Consider the following 21,067-nt stretch of genomic DNA (forward strand, 5'->3'; position numbering starts at 1 on the left):
TTTACCTCAAGTAGTCTTTGATAATTTTTCCATAAATTTTAGCCATGACAATATCTGCTTCTATAATTTGAATTTCAACTCTTTGTAAAAGATTGGCCTGGGTGTCATAAAGGATAATATCTGCTCCTTTAATTTCATCATCAAGCTTAGCAATGCATATCCCTTCATTTTGAATAATTAAAGCTTGAAAACATTTTCCTATATTTTTAAGCGCCCATCTGGCAAATTTTCTATCCATAAAATCAAAAGCAACCTTATCAGCTTCTCTTTCTAAGGTGCTAAGGTTTTCACAAGTACTTTGTATATTTAAAAGTAAATAATTAAAAAGCTTTTCATCCTTTTTTTGTCTGGCTTTTAATAAGCGATGCAAAATAAGATCAGAATATCTTCTAATAGGACTTGTAAAATGAGAATATTTTTCGAATCCTAAGCCAAAATGACCTTGATTTTTACTTGAGTATTCCGCTTTTTTTTGTGCTTTGATAATAAGTTTATCAACCTCTGCTCTTAAATTTAATTCATCTGCTAAAGATTGGATATCGCGTATGAGTTCTGGAAGATTAGGTTTTAATTTAACATCAATTCCAAGCTCGATTAATTCATTAAGAAGCTTATCGATTTTTTTGGCATCGGCACTTAAATGGTTTCTAAAAATTCCTATATCTTCTAAGATTTTTGCTGCTGCTTTATTAGCTAAAAGCATGCAATCTTCGATTAGATTATGAGAAAAGGTATCTTTTTCTATAAAAGTGCTTTCAAGGCTTAAATTTTTATCTAAAACCATTCTTAGTTCTTCAGTGCGAAATTCAAAGGCATTTTTAAGACGTTTTTTTCTTAGAATTTGGGTAATTTCAAAAAGTTTATAAAGCCAATTATGTTCTTTTAAATCAGGTTTTTTTAATAAAATTTCATCTACTTCATCGTAATTAAAACGACGTTTTGAGTTAATAATTGCTTCAAAAAGTTCTTCTTTGATAACTTCATTTTTTTCGTTTAAAATGATTTTAAAACAATACGCTAGACGATCTTCATAAGGTTTTAAAGAGCAAATATTTTCACTTAAAGCCCGAGGTAGCATAGGAATAGCAATATGTGGAAAATATATTGAAAATCCACGATTTCTAGCTTCTTTATCTATAGCACTATAAGCATAGACATATTCGCTAACATCTGCAATGGCTATATAAATTTCTCGTTTTTTTTCATCAAAATAAATAGCATCATCAAAATCTTTAGCATGTATAGGATCTATAGTACAAAATGGTAAAGATCTTAAATCAATCCTATTTTCATACATACTCGCATCAACGCTATCGCCATTAGCTAAAGATTCTTTGATGCAAGTGTCGCTAAATTTGCTATTTTTATTAAAAAGAGCAAGAGAAATTTTTTCATCTACACTTTCATCATCAATATGCCCTAGAACTTCAATGATATTGTTATTTTCATTTTCTATTTTTAATACAGTTCCCAAAGGTAAAGCTTTTAATGATTTTTGTGAAGCTTTTAAAGCAAGGTTTAGCCCTGTTTTTATATTCATTCCAAGTATAGCTTCTCCATATCTTTTAGTAATAACTATTGAGGTTTCATTGGCACGTTTTAATACTAAAATTACTTTAGCACTAGGTCGTTTTCTCTTTAAAGGGAGGAGTTTAACAGCGACAATATCTTTATAATTCGCACCTTTTAAATTTTTATTTTCAATAAGCAAATCTTTTTTAAAACTTTCATCAAAAGATTCTAAAAATCCTGTGCCTTTACTTGTAATATCAAGAATTCCAAAAGTAAAACCATTGTTAAGATAAAATTTATTTTTATATTCTTTAATAATTTGATTTGCTAGAAGTTCTCTTATAATTTGTTTGTGTTCGTTATTAATTTGGTTAATATTTATTCCATAATTTAGGCTATTTAAAAATTCTTTCATTATAAATATACTTTTGTAATTTTTTGATAAATTTTACATAAAGTTTATAAAAAAAATATGAATTTTAGACTTTAATTGTTATAATACTTGCCATTGATATTTTAGAATAAATAGGATAAATTAAAATGAATATTTTTTTTACCGAAGCTTATCAAATTAAATACAATATTAAAAAAAGTAATTTTTATCAAAATATTTTATTATAAGATTTTATTTTGCTTAAGAAAAAAATAATACAAATACAACGATTTTTAATTATAGCTATACTTTTTTTATTGTGTATAGCTTTAGCTTTAGGAATTTTATTAAAATATCAAGAACTTAAAAATGTCACAAATCATTTGGCTAAAAGTAAGGATAATCAGCAAGAAAATTTAGTTTTATTAGATGATAAAAACCAAAATAAAATAGAAATATTTGAAGATTTTTACAATCAAGATAAAAATCAAAGTTTAGCTATTTTAGAACAAGAAGCACAAAAGATTGATAATGATATCAATTTAACAAAAATGATTGAACAAAATGTAAGCCTTGAAAAAAATAGCACTTTAGAGAGCAATTTGAGTTTAAATAATGATAATAATTTAAGTCCAAAAAATGTAAGTATTTTAGAAAATAATTCAAGTTATATGGAGCAAAATTTAAGTACAAATATTCAAACGATACAAAAAAAAGACAAATATCTTCCAAAACTTGCTATTATTATTGATGATATGGCAAATGCAAGTCAAGTAAGAAATCTTAAAGCTTTAAATTTAAAGCTCAATCCTTCTTTTTTTCCACCAGATAAAAACCATCCAAATACTCCAAAATTAGCCTCTGATTTTAATTTTTATATGGTGCATTTGCCTTTGGCTGCTATTCACTACAATAAACCAGAACTTGATACTTTAAATCCAAACGATAGCGAGGAAAGAATTTTTAAAAAAATTGCGCAGATTAAAAAAGATTTTAAAAATTTAAAATATATTAATAATCATACAGGAAGCTTATTTACAAGCAATGAAAAAGCTATGAAACATCTTTATAAGGCTTTAAAAAGTCAAAATTTACTTTTTGTAGATTCTAAAACTATAGGAAATTCTAAAGCTTTAAAGGTGTCTAAAGAAATGGCTATGATTTATATACAAAGAGATATTTTTTTAGATAATGAAGATAATGTAGCCTATGTTAAGAAACAGCTTGAAAGTGCTGTAAAATTGGCACAAAAAAAAAGATTTGCTATTGCAATTGGTCATCCAAGGAAAAATACTTTAAAGGCTTTAGAGCAAAGCAAAAATTTACTTGATAAGGTAGAGTTGGTTTATTTGAGTGAAATTTATGGAAAGTAAAATTTTAAGCGACGATTTTCTAGACTTTTTTAAAGATTTAAAAAAACCTCCAAAAAAACTCTACTACAGAGGAAATTTAGAGCTTTTAAGAAAACGCAAAATTGCAATCATTGGTTCAAGAAAAATGAGTATTTATACAAAAAATTGTGTTTTTTCTTTAGCCAGCATGCTTAAAAATTCAGGAATTTGTGTTGTAAGTGGTGGAGCTTTGGGGGTTGATATTAATGCAAGTATCGCTGCTATGCCCTATACAATAGGAATTTTTGCAAATGGCTTAAATCAAATTTATCCAAAGAGTAATGAAAAAATTATTAAGCAAATGTATCAAGAAGCCTTAGCTCTAAGCGAATATGAAGAAGATTATATTCCTAAAAAGTATGATTTTTTACTTAGAAATCGTTTGATTATTGCTTTAAGTGAGGCTGTTGTAGTTGCTCAAGCTGATATTAACAGTGGCTCTATGCAAAGTGCTAAACTTGCTTTAGAATTAAAAAAACCTTTGTATGTTTTACCTCATAGGATTAATGAAAGTAGCGGAACGAATTTATTTTTAAAAGAAAAAAAAGCGGAATTAATTTATGACTTTAAGGAATTTGTTGGTCAGTTTGCAAAAGTTTGTGAGGATGTGCAAGATGAATTTTTAGATTTTTGCAAAAAAGGTGTTAGTATTGATGAAGCTTTGGCAATTTATGGTGAAAAAGTCTATGAATATGAACTTGAGGGTAAAATTTCCGTTGAGGGATTATTAATAAGAGTTTTAAAATGAGAGCGCTAGCATTAGACATAGGTTTAAAGCGTATTGGAGTGGCGCTTTGTATCGATAAAATAGCACTCCCGCTTAATGCTGTTTTAAGAAAAAATCGTAACCAAGCTGCCATAGAAATAAAAAAAATTTTACAAGAGTATCATATTTCTTTATTGATCGTAGGTATTCCAAAAGGGGGTTCAAGTGAGGATGAAATGAAAAAGCGTATCCAACATTTTGTATCTTTGCTTGAATTTGAAAAAGAAGTGGTTTATGTAGATGAGAGTGGCACAAGCAAAGAGGCTTTGAAATTTCAAAGAGCAAATACTCGAAAAAAAGACGGAAAATTAGATTCTTTAGCAGCTTTTATTATGATAAAGGATTATTTTGCTCTCTAAAATTAAAGCACTTTACACGGAAAAAGAATTTATTCAAATTTTAAATTCTTTTGAAAAGAAAAAAAATATTTGCATTTTTTTAAATACTCTAAAATGTAATTTTAAAGAATTGGAAAATGATTTTTTAAATGCTAATTTAGAATGGAAAAAAATCAATGAATATTGTTATTTGTTTAAAGCTGAGGATAAAAATATCTTAAGCTCTATGAAATCTTTTAATGAATTTAAATTTTATATACAAAATTATTCCTCTTATTTATGTGCTTTAAATTTAGATGTAAAAGAGGGGCAAAATGTTTTAGATATGTGTGCTGCTCCAGGTGGAAAAAGTATTAATTTGGCAAATTTTATGAAAAATACAGGCTATTTAGCTTGTAATGAAATCAGTAAAGATCGTTTTTTTGTTTTGCAAAAAAATCTTCAAAATTATGGTATAAATGCAAAATGCTTTATGAAGGATGGTAAAACAATAGGAAAATTATGTCCTTTAAAATTTGATAAAATTTTGCTTGATGCTCCTTGCTCCACTTTTGCAAAAATAGGTTTTAATTTGGAAAAAAGCTATAAAGAAATAAAAAATATAGCCAAAATACAAAAAAAACTTTTGCATTCCGCTTTAAAAGCTTTAAAAGTTGGCGGAGAGCTTGTTTATAGCACTTGCACATTTACCAAGGAAGAAAATGAAGAAGTCATAGAAAATGCTTTGAAAAGCGAATTTAAACTTGAAATTTTGGATATCAATTTAGAGCATGCTATAGCAAAAGATGCACAAAGTGAATTTTTTAAAGAAATTTCAAAATGTAAGAGAATTATTCCAAATTTGGATTATGATGGATTTTTTATAGCTAAACTTAGAAAACTAGCCTAAACCCTAGTTTGTCCTATAAGATTATTTAATCTATCCATTATAGATCCAACATAAGAATTTATACTTTCACTGCTTGCTTTCCAGCCATTAGCTTTTGCTTGATGAAACTGATTATCAAACCAAGCTCCACCATAACCTATGCTTGTATTTTGCCAAGCAACTCCTTTTTCCATTGCATATATATCTGCATCAAGCTAGCCATCTTGTGCATAACCTTTTAATAAACTTGCAAAATCCACTTTGCCTGTCATAATGTCATCGAAATCTACATTAGAGTATTTTGGGATACTTTGTTTGGCAACATTAAGATTATAATTCATTGCTTGCGGTGCAATAGTTGTATTTTTTCCTGCAACCATATAACCACCTTCTGATTTTAAAAAGCTCATAAACAAAGCTTCTTTAGAATAACTTCCATCTTCATTTTGTGGATAAACTGACATATCAGGATTAAATCCACCTTCCATTAAAGCTCCTTGTGATCAACTTTGAGTTGATATATTTAATTTTTGCGGATAAAAATCAATACCTGTCATTCCCATTTGTATTGCTTGAGCTTCATGAAATTCATCATCTGTTTTAAAAACATTAGTTACTTTTGTGTTAGAATGATTAACTAGTCCTAATGCATTATAAGGATTGGATTGATCTGAAAAATCTAAACCTTTATAGCCAACAGAAATATAACCCTTAGGCATAGAATTTATATCTGCTTCAGTGAAACTTGTTTTATTGGTATCATTAAAAGTATGATTAACAATTTGATTAAATTGATTATAATATTGTTTTATGGTATCAGCCATATCGATATTAGTAAAATAGCGAGAAATTCCTAGCTGTTCTTTTATATCTTGATATTGTGCTTCATTAAAGTTATATATCTCATCCAAAGTAGATTTATGTATCTTAAAATCTTCAGGAAGTCCCGCAGCTTTGTTAAAATCACTTCCCATATAACCATCTTTATCTACACTATAACCATAGGCTGTATTATTACTTATATCTGCTTGTTTATATTTTAGAGTATAAATAGAGTTTTTAAATTCACTTGATATATTATAATTAGGAGAACTTGTCTTACTACTTATACTAAAATTAGTATTATTGCTAGTATTTGTTGTATTAGTAGAATTTAATACTTCACTTCTTATTAAAGTTTGTGAATTTGCACTTTGAATTTCATTTAACTTACTAGCATTTTGTTTTAAAAAGCATTAGCAAAACTTATTTTAGAATTTTCTTTACTTTCTTTATTAGCTTTTGCTTGTGAAAGTATAGAATTATAGTTTGAGTTATCATTGATACTAAAGATACTCATATTAATTCCTTAATTTAGATTTTTTTGCCTTCAATCTAAATATCTTAAAATAATATAAGCAAGAAGTGTTCCTAAAAATAATTTTAACAATGATTTTGAATTAAACTTTTCACATATAATTTTAAATTCACAAAAAAACTTAAAAAACAATAAATATTTTTTTTATTTTTTTAGGCTTGAAATACTATTTTATAGATATTTAGTAAGAAAATCACATTGTGAAAACTTTGTGAATAAAATATATTTATAAAAAAGTTAATTATATGAATTCGTTTTTTACAAATTGTAATTTTGGAGCAATAACAAATCGACAATATCCTTGATTGGGATTTTTTGTGAAATAATTTTGATGATAAGATTCCGCAGGATAGTATTTGTTTAATTTATAAATTTGAGTGACTATTGGTGAAGAGTAATTGTTTTTTATCTTTTCAATAAATTTTTTAATTATAACTTCATCATTTTCGTTTTCATAAAAAATTGCAGATCTATATTGAATTCCTACATCGGCGCCTTGTTTATCTAAAGAAGTAGGGTCATGAATTTTAAAAAAAATATCCAAAATTTTTATAAGAGAAATTTCTTTATCGTTGTAGTTTAATTTAATGACTTCAATATTACCATCGCCAGAACATACACTTTCGTAGGTTGGATTTTCGGCTCCACCCGTGTATCCAACCTCACTATCTACAATCCCTTTAATTTTTTCAAATACAGCTTGTATGCACCAAAAACATCCACCACCTAAAATAATGCTTTTCATATTTTCCTTAACAGCAAAAAAGACTAATGACTTATTTGTAATTCTTACTTGCTTTTTCTAAAATTTCAATTGCAACATTTGTATCTTTGAAATCTTGTACTTTTACCCATTTATTTGGTTCAAGAATTTTATAGGTTTCAAAGAAATTTTTAATTTTATTTAAAGTTGCTTGAGGTAGATCGGTATAGGATTTGATATTATCGTATCTTGCATCAATTTTTGAACTTGGGACAGCTAAAAGTTTTTCATCCATTCCGCTTTCATCTTCCATGATTAAAACACCGATTAAACGGCAAGGAATGACAGCCCCAGCTTGAATAGGATATTCATTTAAAACTAAAATATCAACAGGATCACCATCATCAGCTAAGGTATTTGCAATAAAACCATAATTTGCAGGATAAAACATTGCACTTGCCATTACACGATCAACCATAATAGCACCACTATCTTTATCAATTTCATATTTAATATTTGACCCATAAGGAATTTCAATTACGGCGTTAATTTTATTTGGAATATCTCCAATTTTGATTTTGCTTAAATCCATATTTATTCTCCTTTTTTAAATACTTTGAATTTTTTTAATCAATTCTTTCATATCTGCAACAATAGGTTCTATTGTGCGTTCTCCATCAATAATAAAATGAAGTTTTTTATTTTGATAAAATTTTTGAATTTCTTCTAATGGTTCTGTATAAACTTTCATTCTATTATAAAAAACTTCTTCATTATCATCAGCTCCACGATTTCTACCTAAAACTCTATCTTTGGCTACTTGTTCGCTTACGCGTACTTCAATCACGCCTTTAAGTTCTATTTCATTTTGAGAGCTTAAAACCTTATCAAATTCTGTCATTTGTTCAATACTTCTTGGATAACCATCGATAATGATTGTTTGAGTTGGTGCATTTTTAAGTGCTGAGACTATAGTATTTATAACTACATCCAAAGGTACTAAATTTCCTTTAGAGATAAAACTATCAATTGTTTTTCCAAGCTCACTGCCGCTAGCAACCTCTTCTCTTAATAAATCACCTGTTGAATAATGAGTAATGTTAATATCTGATTGAGCTATAAGACTTGCATCTGTTGTTTTTCCACTCCCAGGTGCTCCTATGATTAAAAACAATTCTTTCATTTTATATTCTCCCTTAATTTAATTCCTAATTCTCTTAAAGCTTCATTGTTTGGCTCTGATGGCGCATCTGTCATGAGACATTGTGCTCTTTGTGTTTTTGGAAAAGCAATAACTTCTCTTATACTTTTTGAACCAGTAACTAGCATGATAAGCCTATCTAATCCTATAGCAATGCCGCCATGAGGTGGAGCTCCAAAACTTAAAGCATCTAGCAAAAATCCAAATTTATTTTTTTGTTCACTTTCGTCAATATTTAATTTTTTGAAAACTTTTTGCTGAATATCATTTTTATGAATTCTAATACTTCCACCACCTAATTCCACACCATTTAAAACAACATCATAGGCAATGGAGTAAATTTCTTCAATATCTTCTTCATCAATATTTTTTGGCATAGTAAAAGGATGATGCATAGCCGAATAAGTTCCATCGTCGTTTTGTTCAAACATAGGAAAATCAACAACCCATAAAAATTCCAATGCATCTGGATTGATTAATTTTAATTCTTCTGCAAGGAAAATTCTAAATCTTCCCATATAATCAAGAACAGTTTTTTTAGCTCCAGCACCGAAAAATACAACATCTCCAACTTCCAAATTGCAACGTTTGCTAAGTTCTTGTAAATCAGATTCATTAAAAAATTTGCAAAGTGGACCTTTAAGGCCATCTTCTTTAACTTGTATAAAGGCTAAGCCTTGTGCTCCAAATTTGCGAACAAATTCTTCAAATCTTTGCATTTGTCTTTTTGAAAAGATGGTGTCTCCTTGTGGAACACGTATAGCTTTAATGCGGTTTTTCTTTGTGTCTTTAGCAATATTTGAAAAAATTTCATTATTAGATTTGGCGAAGATATCAATTACATCTATAAACTTAAGATCAAATCTTAAGTCGGGTTTATCACTTCCATAAAGTTCCATAGCTTCTTTATATTGCATAATCCTAAAAGGAGTTTTAATTTCTTTACCACAAGCTTTAAAAATATCTTTTAAAAAAGTTTCAGCAACTACCATAACATCTTTTTGTTCACAAAAACTCATTTCGACATCAATTTGGGTAAATTCTGGTTGACGATCCGCTCTTAAGTCTTCATCTCTAAAGCATTTTGCGATTTGAAAATAACGATCAAAACCACTACACATTAGAAGTTGTTTAAATAACTGCGGACTTTGAGGTAAGGCGTAAAATTCACCTTGATGAACGCGAGAAGGAACAAGATAATCTCTTGCTCCTTCGGGTGTAGCTTTAGTTAAAATAGGGGTTTCAACTTCTAAAAATCCCATAGCAGCTAGGGAATTTCTAGCTGCTATACAAGCTTTTGAACGTAAAGAAAAATTTTCATAAAGCTTAGGATTTCTTAAATCTAAAAACCTATATTTTAATCTTAATTCCTCATTAACACTTTCATCAGCAATTGCAAAAGGAGGAACTGCACTTTCGTTTTCTATAATAAGTTTACTAACCACAACTTCAATTTCACCAGTTTTTAATTTATTATTAGCAAGTCCTTCTACACGAGGACGAATTTTTCCTTCAGCAATAAGAACAAATTCATTTCTAGCACGCGAAGCAATTTCATGAGATTCTTTGCTATCATTTGGATCGCAAACAAGTTGTATAATACCACTACGGTCTCTTAAGTCTATAAAAATGACTCCTCCATGATCGCGGTAGCTATTGACCCAACCACAGAGTCTAACTGTTTCTCCAACATTGGAAATTCCTAAGTCTGTATTATAATGACTACGCAATTTTTTTCCTTGAAATTAAAATAATTATTTTAAAATTATAGTATTTTTATTCTTTTGCTTAGCTAAGTTTTGTTATAATTTTTTTATGCAGAATAAAATAGATTATAAAAATATTAAGAAAGTAGGACTTGTTGTTCGTTTTAATTCGAATTTTGATGAGGAAATATCTACTTTAGAAAACATTTTAAAGAAATATAATGTTGAACTTTTGTTTTTAAAAAACTTTAAAAAGCCAAATTTATCACATTATGATATTGATGATTTATTTAAAATTTCAGATTTTATTATTTCTTTAGGTGGAGATGGGACATTAATTTCTGTATGTCGTAAAGCTTGGGAATATGATCGAGCCGTTTTGGGAATTCATGCTGGACATTTGGGTTTTTTAACAGATTTTAAAATGGATCAAGCAGAAGATTTTTTTCAATCTTTTTTTTGCGGTCATTTTAAAACAGAAAATCCCTTTTTACTTAGTGTTCATTTAAAGCAAAAGAATGGCCAAAAAATGAAAGATTATGCTTTTAATGATATTATAATAAAAAGAGAAGATCAAACCTCTATGGCATATATTGAGGTGTATCATCAGGATAAAAAATTTAATGAATATTTCGGAGATGGATTAATTGTTTCTACTCCTGCTGGATCAACTGCTTATAATTTAAGCGCTAATGGTCCTATAGTTTATACTTTAGCTCAAGCATTTATTCTTACTCCAATTTGTTCTCATTCTTTAACACAAAGACCTATAGTTTTGCCTAAGGGGTTTGAATTAGAAATTAGAGCCAAGGGATGCATGTTTTCTATAGATGGACAAAAAAATTACAAAATGGATGATTTTAAAAGTATTAAAGTAGGTTTAAGTCACAAGAGTGTTACTTTAATTCGTCCAGAGAATCGAGATTATTTTCAAATTCTAAAAGAAAAATTAAATTGGGGAAGTTGATGATTAATAGAATTTTTATAAAAGAAAATCTAGGTTTTAAAGAAGCTAAGCTTGAAATTTCAAAAGGACTTACTGTTTTTACTGGACTTAGTGGAGCTGGAAAATCAATATTATTTAAAGGAATTTTATCTGCTTTTGCTATAAGCGATAGCGAAGCAAGAATTGTAGAATTAGGGCTTGATGATAAATTGAATTTGGAAGAATATGGAATAGAAAGCGAAGAAGAAAATGTTTTTAAGCTTTTAAAAGAAAAAAATACAAAATACTTTATTAATAATCAAAGCATTGCTAAAAAAAGTTTGCAAAATTTAAGTAAAAGTTTTATTAAATATCTTAGCGCTAAGGAAAATAATGAATTTAGTAATGAAAAATTTTTAAGAATTTTAGATGCTTTGGAGATACAAAATAATCCCCAATTTGAAAATTTCTTAAGTGAATTTAAAGAAGATTTTAATAATTATACTCGATTATCTGAAGAATTAAATCAAATTTTAGATGAAGAAAGAAAAATCGAAGAATTAAAAGAAGTGGCTAAAATTCAAATTGAAAAGATTCAAAGTATCAATCCAAAAATAGGGGAATATGAGGAATTATTAATACTTAAGAAAAAACTTTCTAAAAAAGATAAATTAGATGAAGCTTGGCAAAAAGCTAGTGTAATTTTTGATTTAGAAAAAATTGTAATTGATGCTTTAAATTTAAGTGAGAAAGATCCAACTTTTTTTAGCGAATGTTTAAATGAATTACGTTTGATTTTAGAGAGTCAAAAAATAGAAGATTTTGATTTTGATATTGAAAAAATACTTGATAGGATAGAAAATTTATCTTTTTTAATGAAACGTTACGGGAGTATCGAAAATGCATTAGAAATTTTAAAGCAAAAAAAACAAGAGCTTGAACATTATGAGAATTTAAGTTTTGAGAAAAAAGAACTTGAGAAAAAATTTGAAAAAGCAAAAGACAAACTAGAAAAAAGTACAAAAATTTTAACTCAAACAAGGATAAATAACTTAGAAAAATTACAAAATTGTTTGAATGAGTATTTAAAAAATCTTTATATGAAAGATGCTATTTTAAGTTTAGATGAAAGCGAAGTAATATCCTCCATGGGTAAAGATGAGATTAATTTAAATATTAACTTTGCTAATTTAAAAAATTTAAGCTCCGGAGAGCTTAATCGTTTAAGACTTGCATTTATAGCAACAGAATGTAAAATTTTAGGTCAAGGTAGCGGGATATTGTTTTTAGATGAAATTGATGCCAACTTAAGCGGCAAAGAAGCGATGAGTATTGCTATGGTTTTAGACGAACTTTCAAATTTTTATCAAATTTTTGCTATTTCGCACTTGCCTCAACTTTCTTCTAGGGCACACAATCATTTCTTGGTTGAAAAAAAAGGTGATGAAAGCTTTGTAAAAAAGTTAAACCAAGAAGAGAGGATTAAAGAACTTGCTAGAATGGTAAGCGGAGAAAAGATTAATGAAGAGGCTATAGAATTTGCTAAAACTTTGTTTAAATCTTAAGCGGATTTTTCATTTAAACATGTTATAATTTTATTCTTACATTAGAATTAGCTTTTAATTTTTAAGGTGTGTTAAATTTATGAATAAAAAAATTTTAATTGTTGATCATAATAAAATGCTTGGAAAACTTTTGGCTAAAAAAATTCAATCAACTTTAAATTACGAAGTTGATATAGTTTTTAGTTATACAGAAGCAAAAGAATTATCTGTTAATAATTATTTTTTAGTTTTTGCAGAATTATATTTACCCGATGCTCCAAATGGAGAGGTAGTTGAGTTTCTTTTAGAGAAAAAATTACCCGTGATTGTTTTAACTGCCAATAATGATAAAGAAGTAAGAGATGATTTTTTAAAAAAAGATATATTAGGTTATATTTTTAAAGAAAGTAGTACTTGTATCGATGATATTATAAATTCAATATCCAAGTTAGAACACTATTCTGGAATTAAAATCATTTTAGCTTTAAGTAAACTTCCTGAGCGTAATGAGATTAAAAAAATTCTTACGCAAAGACGTTTTAATGTTTTGGCTGCTGCCCATGGAGAAGAGGCTATGAGTTATTTAAATGATAATGATGATATACGCCTTATTATTGCCGATGTTAATATGCCAGTCATTAGTGGAAGCGAACTTTTGGATGAAGTTAGAACTCGTTTTAGTGAAGAAGAGCTAGGAGTGATACTTTTAGGTGATAAAAATGATACTTTAGAGGCTGATTTATTTAAAAATGGCGCTAATGAGTATTTGATAAAACCGATTAAAAGAGATAGTTTTAATTCTCGATTAGATCGATGTTTAACTTATATGGAAAATATGAAATTTTTAAATACTTATAATAATCTTGATCCTATTTCAGGTGTGAAAAACTATGAAGCCTTAATGGATGATATTGAGTTATATTTTAATGAAATTATGACTAAAGAAGAAGATTTTGCTTTGGCTTTTTTAAATATTGATGACTTAAGATCTGTAAATGAAAGATATGGTTTTGATGTAGGTAATGAGGTTATTAAAATTTGTGCCAATGAAATTGTAAATGAGATCAAAGGTAGGGACATAGTAGGAAGATTTAGTCCTGAAAAATTTTGCATTTTATTAAAAAATATTTCTCATGAAAAAGCTGTTAAAATTTTATCTCGTATTCGTGTTAATATCAAAAAAGTTGGAGTTTTAATTAATTTAGATGAAGTATTTTTTACCGCTTCTATTGGAGTGGCTTTTGGTAAAAACAAAGATAAATTTGATCACTTGAGCAAGCAAGCATCTAATGCCCTTGAGCAAGCAAAAATTAATGGAAAAGATCGAGTGGAAGTATGTTCTTAGAACTTGAATTTAAAGATAATTTAAAAATAATCGATACCCATTGTCATATTGATAGCGATGTTTTTAAGGAGGATTTGGATGCACTTTTAAAACATTCTTTTAACAATGGAATTGAAAAAATAATCATACCTGGTGCACACATTAAAGATTTGCCTTATGCTGCAGAGCTATCAAAAAAATATGATAGAGTATATTTTGCAGCTGGAATACATCCTTATGAAATTGATAATTTTGATGAAAATATTTTAAGACAATATTTAAAACAAGAAAAATGCATAGCTGTGGGTGAGTGTGGGTTGGATTATTTTCGTTTTCAAAGTGATGATTTAAAAGAGATAGAGTATCAAAAAAATCTTCAAAAACATTTTTTTAAAATTCAACTTGAATTGGCAAAAGAATTTAAAAAACCTGTAATTATTCATTCACGAGAAGCTAATAATGATACCTACGAAATTTTACATCAATATTCCAAAGAACTTGTTGGAGGGGTTTTGCATTGTTTTAATGCAAGTGAACATTTACTTCGTCTTAGTAACGAGGGTTTTTATTTTGGAATAGGTGGAATTTTAACGTTTAAAAATGCTAAAAAATTAGTAGAGATTTTACCTAGAATTCCAAAGGATAAATTGCTTATTGAAACTGATGCACCTTATTTAACCCCAGAGCCTTATCGTGGAAAAAGGAATGAACCTTTATTAACTCAATTGGTAGCCAATAAAATGAGTGAAATTCTAAATTTATCAAGAGAAGAGCTTTTGAAAATTTGTTTAGATAATTCCAAAAAATTATTTTTTCAAGGGGCTTTATGAGAAAAATATTATTATTGCTGTCTTTTAATTTTCTTTTTGCGCAAATTAATACTCCCGAATTTTACGAAAGACAAATAAAAATTTTAAGAGATTTAGATATTGAATCAAATTTTATTAGTAATTTAGTTTTTGTTCAAAGCCAGCAAGATATAAAATCAAAACATACTAAAACTTTAATCGATGGGATACAAAATTTTTCTAAAATAACGCCTATGATCCGAAAAATATTATCCGAACAGGAAGTTCCTGAAGAAATTTTATACCTAGCTATGGTTGAATCCGGCTTAAAAGTTAATAGTGTTTCTAATGCTAAAGCTGTTGGGATTTGGCAGTTTATGAAGCCTACAGCTAAAAATTTAGGACTTAGGGTGGATGCTTATGTTGATGAAAGACGAGATCCGGTCAAGTCAACTTATGCCGCAATTGATTATTTAAAGAGAATGAAAGCAGAGTTTGGTAAGTGGTATTTGGCTATTTTAGCTTATAATTGTGGAAATGGAAAATTGCATCAAGCTATTGAAGAAGCTGGGAGTGATGATTTAAATGTTTTGCTTGATTCAAATAAGAAATATCTTTCTTTAGAAACTAGAAATTTTTTGCGTAAAATTTTAACACTTTCATTTTTGGCAAATGATAGAGATTTTTTATTAACCAAAGATGCATCTTTAGTTAATTATACTTTAAGTAATGATTTTATTAAGGTGGATGCTCCATCTTCGGTTTCTTTAAAAGATATAGCTAAAAATTTAAATATAAGTTTTGCTACTTTTAAAAAGTATAACCCTCATTTTAAACATAATTTTACACCTCCGGGAAAAGGTTATTATATGTATATTCCTTTAAATAAAGTAGCTTTTTTTGATAAACATTTTAAAGAAAATAAACTTGCAAAAGTTGATACAACTATACCTATGACTAAAGTTTATATTGTAAAAGCAGGTGATTCTTTATATAAAATAGCTAAAAATCATCGTGTGAGTGTAGATAGTATTAAAGAATTAAACCGTATTTATAAAAATCGTTTAAGTATCAATCAAAAAATTATAATACCAATAAAGGAGAATAAAAATGCAAATATTAAAACAGCTCAAAGCGACTCTAAAAATTATTCCAATTTTATCCATAATTAGTGTTTTTACAGGTTGTGGAATAGGAAATTTACTTTCAGAATCAAGCGGTAGTGCTCAGGTTTATTATCCAAGTAACGATTTTAAAAGTAATCCTAGCTCTTCAGGAGGAAAAGGCACTATGAAGCCTTATACCATAAATGGAAAAACTTATTATCCAACTGTAGTATCTGTTGGAGAAACTGCTGATGGTATTGCTAGTTGGTATGGGCCAGGTTTTCATGGTAAAAAAACTTCAAATGGTGAAATTTATGATCAAAATGCATTTACGGCAGCTCATAAGACTTTACCTATGAATACAATTTTAAAAGTTACAAATTTAAATAATAATCGTCAAGTTACTGTTCGTATAAATGATCGTGGTCCTTTTGTAAATAATCGTATTATTGATTTGTCTAATGCGGCCGCAAAGCAAATTGATATGATACATAGCGGAACGGCACCTGTTAGACTTGAAGTTATAGGATTTGGTTCTTCTAATTCTGGTAATAATATTGTTCATTCTAATATAAATTATGGAAATGGCGGAGAAATTTCAGGTAATGGCCAAATTTATGAAGGTGGAAATTTTATGGTTCAAATTGGTGCATTTAAAAATCCAGAAGGAGCAAGAACTATAGCCTCAAGATATAAAACTTATAGAACTTATTCTTCTACTATACGTACAAGCGCAGTAGATGGTTTAAACCGAGTTTTTTTAACTGGGTTTAGAAGTGAAGAGGAAGCACGTGATTTTGCTGCAAGTGGAGCATTTGCCGGAGCTTTTATAGTAAGAGAATAAAAATGATAGAATTAATTTTTTTAGATGTAGATGGTTGTTTAACAGATGGAAAAATCATCTATACTTCAGAAGGTAATTTTATCAAAGAATTTAATGTTAAAGATGGTGCGGCGATTGAGGCTTGGTTAAGACTTGGCAAAAAAATCGCTATTATTACAGGTAGAAATTGCCCTTGTGTGGATAAAAGATCTAAAGATTTAAAAATAGATCTTTTATTTCAAGGAGTTAAAGATAAATTAACTTGTGCTAAAACAATTTTACAAAAATTAAATCTCGATTTTTCTCAGTGTGCAGCTATAGGGGATTATTTTAATGATAAAAATCTTCTTGAAAATGTAGGGTTGAGTTTTAAACCAAAAGATGCTCATAAGGATTTAAAAGTTGATATAGTTTTAGAGCATAAAGGTGGAGAGGCTGCTGTAGCAGAAATGATAGAATATATTGTGAAAGAGAATAATATGCAACAAGATTGGAATAAGATTTGGCTATAAAAAGTTTTGGTATTCTTATCGCTCTTTTTGTAATTACTTTTGTGGTTTTGTGGCTTCAAGATCCTTATTCTTTAGATGCTAAATCTTATTCTTTAAATTTTAAAAATATTGAGGCAAGTCATTTAAAAGCTTATGATGTGAATCAAACAGCAATTAAATCTTATTATAAGGCTAATTCTTGGGTAAGATATGCTAATAGAGATGAATTTGATAATTTTACAAATTATAATTTGGATTTTAATTTAAGTGCTAATAAATTAGAACTTTTGGGTCAAAATATGGATCAAATAAAATTTGAAGGAAATGTTACCTATTTGGGATCTAATAATGTTAAATTTATTGCCGATGAGGTAGAGTATCAACCAAAAAGCAAAATTCTAAGCACAGATACAGGTTTTAAGGGTTTAATTAATGGAAATATTGTTAATGGAAAAAGTTTACAATATGATACAAAAAATAAAATTTTGCAAATTCAAGAGGTAAATGCATGTTTGCAAGAAAAATAATTTTATTATTCTTTTGTATTAGCATATCTTTAGCAACTAAAATTGAAGTAAAAGCTTTAAATTTTTATTCCGATGAAAATAAGGGAGAAAGCACACTTAGTGGCGATGTTGAGGTTAAAAGAGGGGAAGATATTTTAAATGCTGGAAAGTTGATTATCTATACAGACAAAAATCGCAAACCAATACGCTATGAAGCTACACAAAATCCAAAATTTAAAATTAATTTAAAAGGCAAAATTTATAAAGGAGAAGGAGATAAATTAATTTATAATGTTATTGACGATACTTATGAGATTGATGGAAATGCGTATATTAACGAACCTATTAATCATCAAAAACTTTGCGGAAATAAAATTTTTATAGATAGAAAAAAAAATATTTATAAAATACAAAGCAAAGATAATAAGCCCGCACGCTTTGTATTTGATTTGAAACAAAAATGATTATTAATGCCCGTTTTATTACCTCTTTGGCAAAATTTGATATCAATTTTGCATCTCATTTTAGCGAAGTGGCTTTTTTGGGAAGATCAAATGTTGGAAAAAGTTCTTTAATTAATTCTTTATGCAAACAAAAAAACCTCGCTAAAAGCTCCTCAACTCCTGGAAAAACGCAATTAATAAATTTTTTTGAAGTTTTGTGTCAAAAAAATGAAGATAAATTTAATATTTATTTCGTGGATTTGCCTGGTTTTGGTTATGCTAAGGTTTCAAAAAATTTAAAAGAAGAATGGAATATTCATTTAGATGAGTTTTTAAAGCTAAGAACTTCTATAAAATTATTTATTCATTTAATTGATGCAAGACATATTAACTTAGAAATTGATAAAGAATTGGATGATTATTTAAAAGGTTTCATAAGACCAGATCAAAAAATTTTAAAAGTTTTTACAAAATGTGATAAATTAAATCAAAGTGAGAAGGCTAAACTTAAAAATTATTTTCAAGATGCAATTTTAATTTCAAATTTAAATAAATTTGGACTTGATAGACTTGAGAATGAAATTATCGATCAAGTTTTGGGTTTATAAATGATAAAAAATTATAGAGTAAGTATCAATGGTGGATATATATTTTTAGGTATTTTTTATATTATATATCAAATTTTAGGTTCTATTTTCACTTACACTCCTTTGCTCTATGGTTTATTTTTTTGTTATATGATTTATCTTTTAGAGCAAAGACAAAAAACTTTTAATAAGCTTGATTTTCGGTGGTATTTTTCTTTATTTTTTTTATTTTTCACAGATATCACTTATGATTTCTTTATTTTTTCATCTTGGATTGCATTTGCTCTTTTTTATTATATTTGTGCTGATTGGATTAAAACAAGTTTAAAAATAGAAAAATTTATCCCTATTGCATTTGTGCTTTGTGCTTATTTTTTTATTTTTCTTTTGGATTTTATTTTTTCTTATATGAATAATCAGCATTTTAAAGCATTAAGTTTTGGATATTTAATATCCATAGGAATTGAGTGTTTTTTAGCTTATGTCTTTTTTAGGGGTAAAATTTAATGCGTATGCGTTTAGTTGTTGGATTTATACTTTTATTTTTTATTTTTTTATTGAGTCGAATCTATTATTTAAGTATAAAGTCTAATGTATATTATGAAGAGCTTGCGAAACAAAATGCCATAAAAACACAATTATTAGCACCAAAACGTGGGGAAATATTTGACCGAAATGGCACACTTTTGGCGGTTAATGATTTAGGATATAGTATTTCTCTAAAGCCTTATTTAAGTCTTAAAAAAAATAAAATCAGTATTTTGGAAAAAGAGTTAAATAAATTGCAAGGTTTTTTTCCAGATTTAAATGTTACAAAATTGTTGCAATTTTACAAGAAAAATGATTCATATTATAATCAAGATTATATACAAATTGTAGATTTTATACCTGCGCAAGAAATGATGAAACATTATTCCGTGCTTAATTTGGATGAAAATATAAAAATAGAATCTGCTGTGCAAAGAAAATATCCTTATGGAAAATTAGCCTCTCATATTATAGGTTATGTTGGAAAAGCTAATTTACAAGATATAAAAGAAAATGAAATTTCTAAATTAACAAATTTTATTGGAAAAAGTGGTATAGAGCGTTACTACAATGACATTTTACAAGGAGTAAAAGGAGAGAAGGTTTATAAGGTTAATGCTTTAAATCAAGAAGTAGCCCAAATTTCTTATACTCCTCCGCTTTCAAATGATATACATTTAACTATTGATATAGAATTGCAGAATTTTCTAACAAATCTTTTTGAAAATAATGCTGGAGCCGCAATAATTATGGATATTAGTGATGGGTCTATTTTGGCAGCTGGAAGTTTTCCAGAATATGATCTTAATCCTTTTGTAACTGGTATTTCTTTCAAAGATTGGGATGAACTTTCTAATAATCTTGATCACCCTTTTACAAATAAACTTATTAATGGATATTATCCTCCTGGTTCGGTTGTTAAAATGGGTGTTGCCTTAGCCTTCTTAAATTCAGGTAATATTACACCTTCTACTCAATTTTTTTGCGGAGGTAGTGTTGAGCTTGGAGGAAGATTATTTCGTTGTTGGAATCGATCAGGTCATGGAAATGTGGATCTAAAACATGCTATTAAATCAAGTTGTGATGTTTATTTTTATGATGGAGGTTTGCAAGTTGGTATTAATCAAATCAGTCAAACTTTATCACGTATTGGTTTTGGAGCAAAAACTGGAGTTGATTTGCCCAATGAATTTGTAGGTATTTTGCCAAGCAGAGAATGGAAAATGCAAAGGTACGGGCAAAATTGGTTTCAAGGCGATACTTTAAATACGGCCATAGGGCAGGGAAATTTTTTAGCAACTCCTATGCAAATTGCAAGATATACAGCTCAAATTGCCAAAGGTAAACAAGTTTTACCTCATTTTTTGCAAAGTATAGAAAATAATAATACTAAAATTCAAAATAAAACTCACTTTAATCAGGAAATTTTTACTTTATTTGAAAAAAGTCAGCTTCCATATATAAGAGATGCGATGTATGCTGTAGCTAATGAACAAGGAGGAACAGCTTATCGTTATTTACATGATCTTAAAGTAAAAGTAGCTGCTAAAACAGGAACTGCACAAGTTGTAGGATTTTCTCAAACGGATCGAAGTAGGGTGGATGAAAAACAATTGCAATATTATACAAGATCCCATGCTTGGCTTACTTCTTATGCGCCCTATGCAAATCCAAAATATGTTGTAACTGTTTTGCTTGAACATGGGGGTAGGGATACTACTTCTGGAGAAATTAGTGCAAAAATTTATCAAAAAATGATAAATTTGGGTTATTTTAAATAGTCCTCT

21 protein-coding genes and 1 pseudogene are annotated in these 21,067 nt (G+C 28.0%); 16 read left to right on the top strand and 6 right to left on the bottom strand.

The features are described from left to right. Window position 1: 1 nt before the first annotated feature. Window positions 2-1,927, bottom strand: a complete 1,926-nt coding sequence (locus CMOL_RS01960) for an RNB domain-containing ribonuclease (protein ID WP_239820512.1) — start codon at window positions 1,925-1,927, stop codon at window positions 2-4. Window positions 1,928-2,142: 215 nt separating this feature from the next. Here CMOL_RS01960 and CMOL_RS01965 point away from each other — a divergent pair, with 215 nt between their 5' ends. From CMOL_RS01965 to CMOL_RS01980, 4 genes are read left to right on the top strand one after another with little or no spacing between them, the layout of a single operon-like run. Beyond that, the gene (locus tag CMOL_RS01965; protein ID WP_239820513.1) at window positions 2,143-3,258 is read left to right on the top strand and encodes a divergent polysaccharide deacetylase family protein; all 1,116 of its coding nucleotides are present in this window, start codon (window positions 2,143-2,145) and stop codon (window positions 3,256-3,258) included. Next, a complete protein-coding gene (locus tag CMOL_RS01970; RefSeq protein ID WP_239820514.1) occupies window positions 3,248-4,024 on the top strand; it encodes a DNA-processing protein DprA in 777 nt (258 codons plus the stop codon). The genes CMOL_RS01965 and CMOL_RS01970 overlap by 11 nt, the downstream gene beginning before the upstream one ends. Beyond that, window positions 4,021-4,401 carry a Holliday junction resolvase RuvX gene (ruvX, locus tag CMOL_RS01975; RefSeq protein ID WP_239820515.1) on the top strand — a complete coding sequence of 127 codons (381 nt, stop codon included), beginning with the start codon at window positions 4,021-4,023 and terminating at the stop codon, window positions 4,399-4,401. Before CMOL_RS01970 ends, ruvX begins: the two co-directional genes overlap by 4 nt. Next, window positions 4,391-5,269 carry an RsmB/NOP family class I SAM-dependent RNA methyltransferase gene (locus CMOL_RS01980; protein ID WP_239820516.1) on the top strand — a complete coding sequence of 293 codons (879 nt, stop codon included), beginning with the start codon at window positions 4,391-4,393 and terminating at the stop codon, window positions 5,267-5,269. Before ruvX ends, CMOL_RS01980 begins: the two co-directional genes overlap by 11 nt. Here CMOL_RS01980 and CMOL_RS01985 read toward each other — a convergent pair. The 5 genes and pseudogenes from CMOL_RS01985 to aspS form a co-directional block, all read right to left on the bottom strand. Then, window positions 5,266-6,587, bottom strand: a pseudogene (locus CMOL_RS01985) (Cj0814 family flagellar-dependent secreted protein). The gene CMOL_RS01980 and the pseudogene CMOL_RS01985 sit on opposite strands and share 4 nt — an antisense overlap. A gap of 259 nt (window positions 6,588-6,846) precedes the next feature. After that, on the bottom strand, window positions 6,847-7,350 hold the full coding sequence (msrA, locus tag CMOL_RS01990; protein ID WP_239820517.1) for a peptide-methionine (S)-S-oxide reductase MsrA: 504 nt from the start codon (window positions 7,348-7,350) through the stop codon (window positions 6,847-6,849). Window positions 7,351-7,381: 31 nt separating this feature from the next. Then, entirely contained in the window at window positions 7,382-7,900 is a 519-nt protein-coding gene (gene ppa, locus CMOL_RS01995; RefSeq protein ID WP_239820518.1) for an inorganic diphosphatase, read from the bottom strand. Window positions 7,901-7,915: 15 nt separating this feature from the next. Further along, window positions 7,916-8,491: an adenylate kinase gene (locus CMOL_RS02000; protein ID WP_200283384.1), complete on the bottom strand. Its 576-nt coding sequence runs from the start codon at window positions 8,489-8,491 to the stop codon at window positions 7,916-7,918. After that, the gene (aspS, locus tag CMOL_RS02005) at window positions 8,488-10,239 is read right to left on the bottom strand and encodes an aspartate--tRNA ligase (protein WP_239820519.1); all 1,752 of its coding nucleotides are present in this window, start codon (window positions 10,237-10,239) and stop codon (window positions 8,488-8,490) included. The genes CMOL_RS02000 and aspS overlap by 4 nt, the downstream gene beginning before the upstream one ends. An 85-nt stretch (window positions 10,240-10,324) precedes the next feature. Between aspS and CMOL_RS02010 the strand changes: the two genes are divergently transcribed. The 12 genes from CMOL_RS02010 (at window position 10,325) to mrdA (ending at window position 21,061) form a co-directional block, all read left to right on the top strand. Continuing rightward, window positions 10,325-11,182, top strand: a complete 858-nt coding sequence (locus CMOL_RS02010; RefSeq protein ID WP_200283388.1) for an NAD(+) kinase — start codon at window positions 10,325-10,327, stop codon at window positions 11,180-11,182. Then, window positions 11,182-12,705: an AAA family ATPase gene (locus CMOL_RS02015; RefSeq protein WP_239820520.1), complete on the top strand. Its 1,524-nt coding sequence runs from the start codon at window positions 11,182-11,184 to the stop codon at window positions 12,703-12,705. The genes CMOL_RS02010 and CMOL_RS02015 overlap by 1 nt, the downstream gene beginning before the upstream one ends. 79 nt (window positions 12,706-12,784) lie before the next feature. Continuing rightward, entirely contained in the window at window positions 12,785-14,029 is a 1,245-nt protein-coding gene (cbrR, locus tag CMOL_RS02020) for a bile resistance response regulator CbrR (RefSeq protein WP_239820521.1), read from the top strand. Then, a complete protein-coding gene (locus CMOL_RS02025) occupies window positions 14,020-14,838 on the top strand; it encodes a TatD family hydrolase (RefSeq protein ID WP_239820522.1) in 819 nt (272 codons plus the stop codon). Before cbrR ends, CMOL_RS02025 begins: the two co-directional genes overlap by 10 nt. Then, entirely contained in the window at window positions 14,835-15,968 is a 1,134-nt protein-coding gene (locus CMOL_RS02030) for a lytic transglycosylase domain-containing protein (RefSeq protein ID WP_200283414.1), read from the top strand. Before CMOL_RS02025 ends, CMOL_RS02030 begins: the two co-directional genes overlap by 4 nt. After that, complete coding sequence (locus CMOL_RS02035) at window positions 15,907-16,746, top strand: septal ring lytic transglycosylase RlpA family protein (protein ID WP_200283431.1); 840 nt, start codon at window positions 15,907-15,909, stop codon at window positions 16,744-16,746. Before CMOL_RS02030 ends, CMOL_RS02035 begins: the two co-directional genes overlap by 62 nt. A 2-nt stretch (window positions 16,747-16,748) precedes the next feature. Then, a complete protein-coding gene (locus CMOL_RS02040) occupies window positions 16,749-17,237 on the top strand; it encodes an HAD-IIIA family hydrolase (RefSeq protein ID WP_239820523.1) in 489 nt (162 codons plus the stop codon). Continuing rightward, window positions 17,228-17,743: a hypothetical protein gene (locus tag CMOL_RS02045; protein ID WP_200283436.1), complete on the top strand. Its 516-nt coding sequence runs from the start codon at window positions 17,228-17,230 to the stop codon at window positions 17,741-17,743. Before CMOL_RS02040 ends, CMOL_RS02045 begins: the two co-directional genes overlap by 10 nt. After that, window positions 17,725-18,186: an LptA/OstA family protein gene (locus CMOL_RS02050; RefSeq protein WP_239820524.1), complete on the top strand. Its 462-nt coding sequence runs from the start codon at window positions 17,725-17,727 to the stop codon at window positions 18,184-18,186. The genes CMOL_RS02045 and CMOL_RS02050 overlap by 19 nt, the downstream gene beginning before the upstream one ends. Next, entirely contained in the window at window positions 18,183-18,773 is a 591-nt protein-coding gene (gene yihA, locus CMOL_RS02055) for a ribosome biogenesis GTP-binding protein YihA/YsxC (RefSeq protein ID WP_200283442.1), read from the top strand. The genes CMOL_RS02050 and yihA overlap by 4 nt, the downstream gene beginning before the upstream one ends. Continuing rightward, the gene (locus tag CMOL_RS02060) at window positions 18,774-19,259 is read left to right on the top strand and encodes a hypothetical protein (protein ID WP_239820525.1); all 486 of its coding nucleotides are present in this window, start codon (window positions 18,774-18,776) and stop codon (window positions 19,257-19,259) included. It abuts the gene before it with no gap. Continuing rightward, window positions 19,259-21,061 carry a penicillin-binding protein 2 gene (mrdA, locus tag CMOL_RS02065; RefSeq protein WP_239820526.1) on the top strand — a complete coding sequence of 601 codons (1,803 nt, stop codon included), beginning with the start codon at window positions 19,259-19,261 and terminating at the stop codon, window positions 21,059-21,061. The genes CMOL_RS02060 and mrdA overlap by 1 nt, the downstream gene beginning before the upstream one ends. Window positions 21,062-21,067 lie beyond the last annotated feature (6 nt).

The organism is Campylobacter sp. RM10537, from assembly GCF_022369435.1.
Lineage (GTDB): Bacteria > Campylobacterota > Campylobacteria > Campylobacterales > Campylobacteraceae > Campylobacter_D > Campylobacter_D molothri.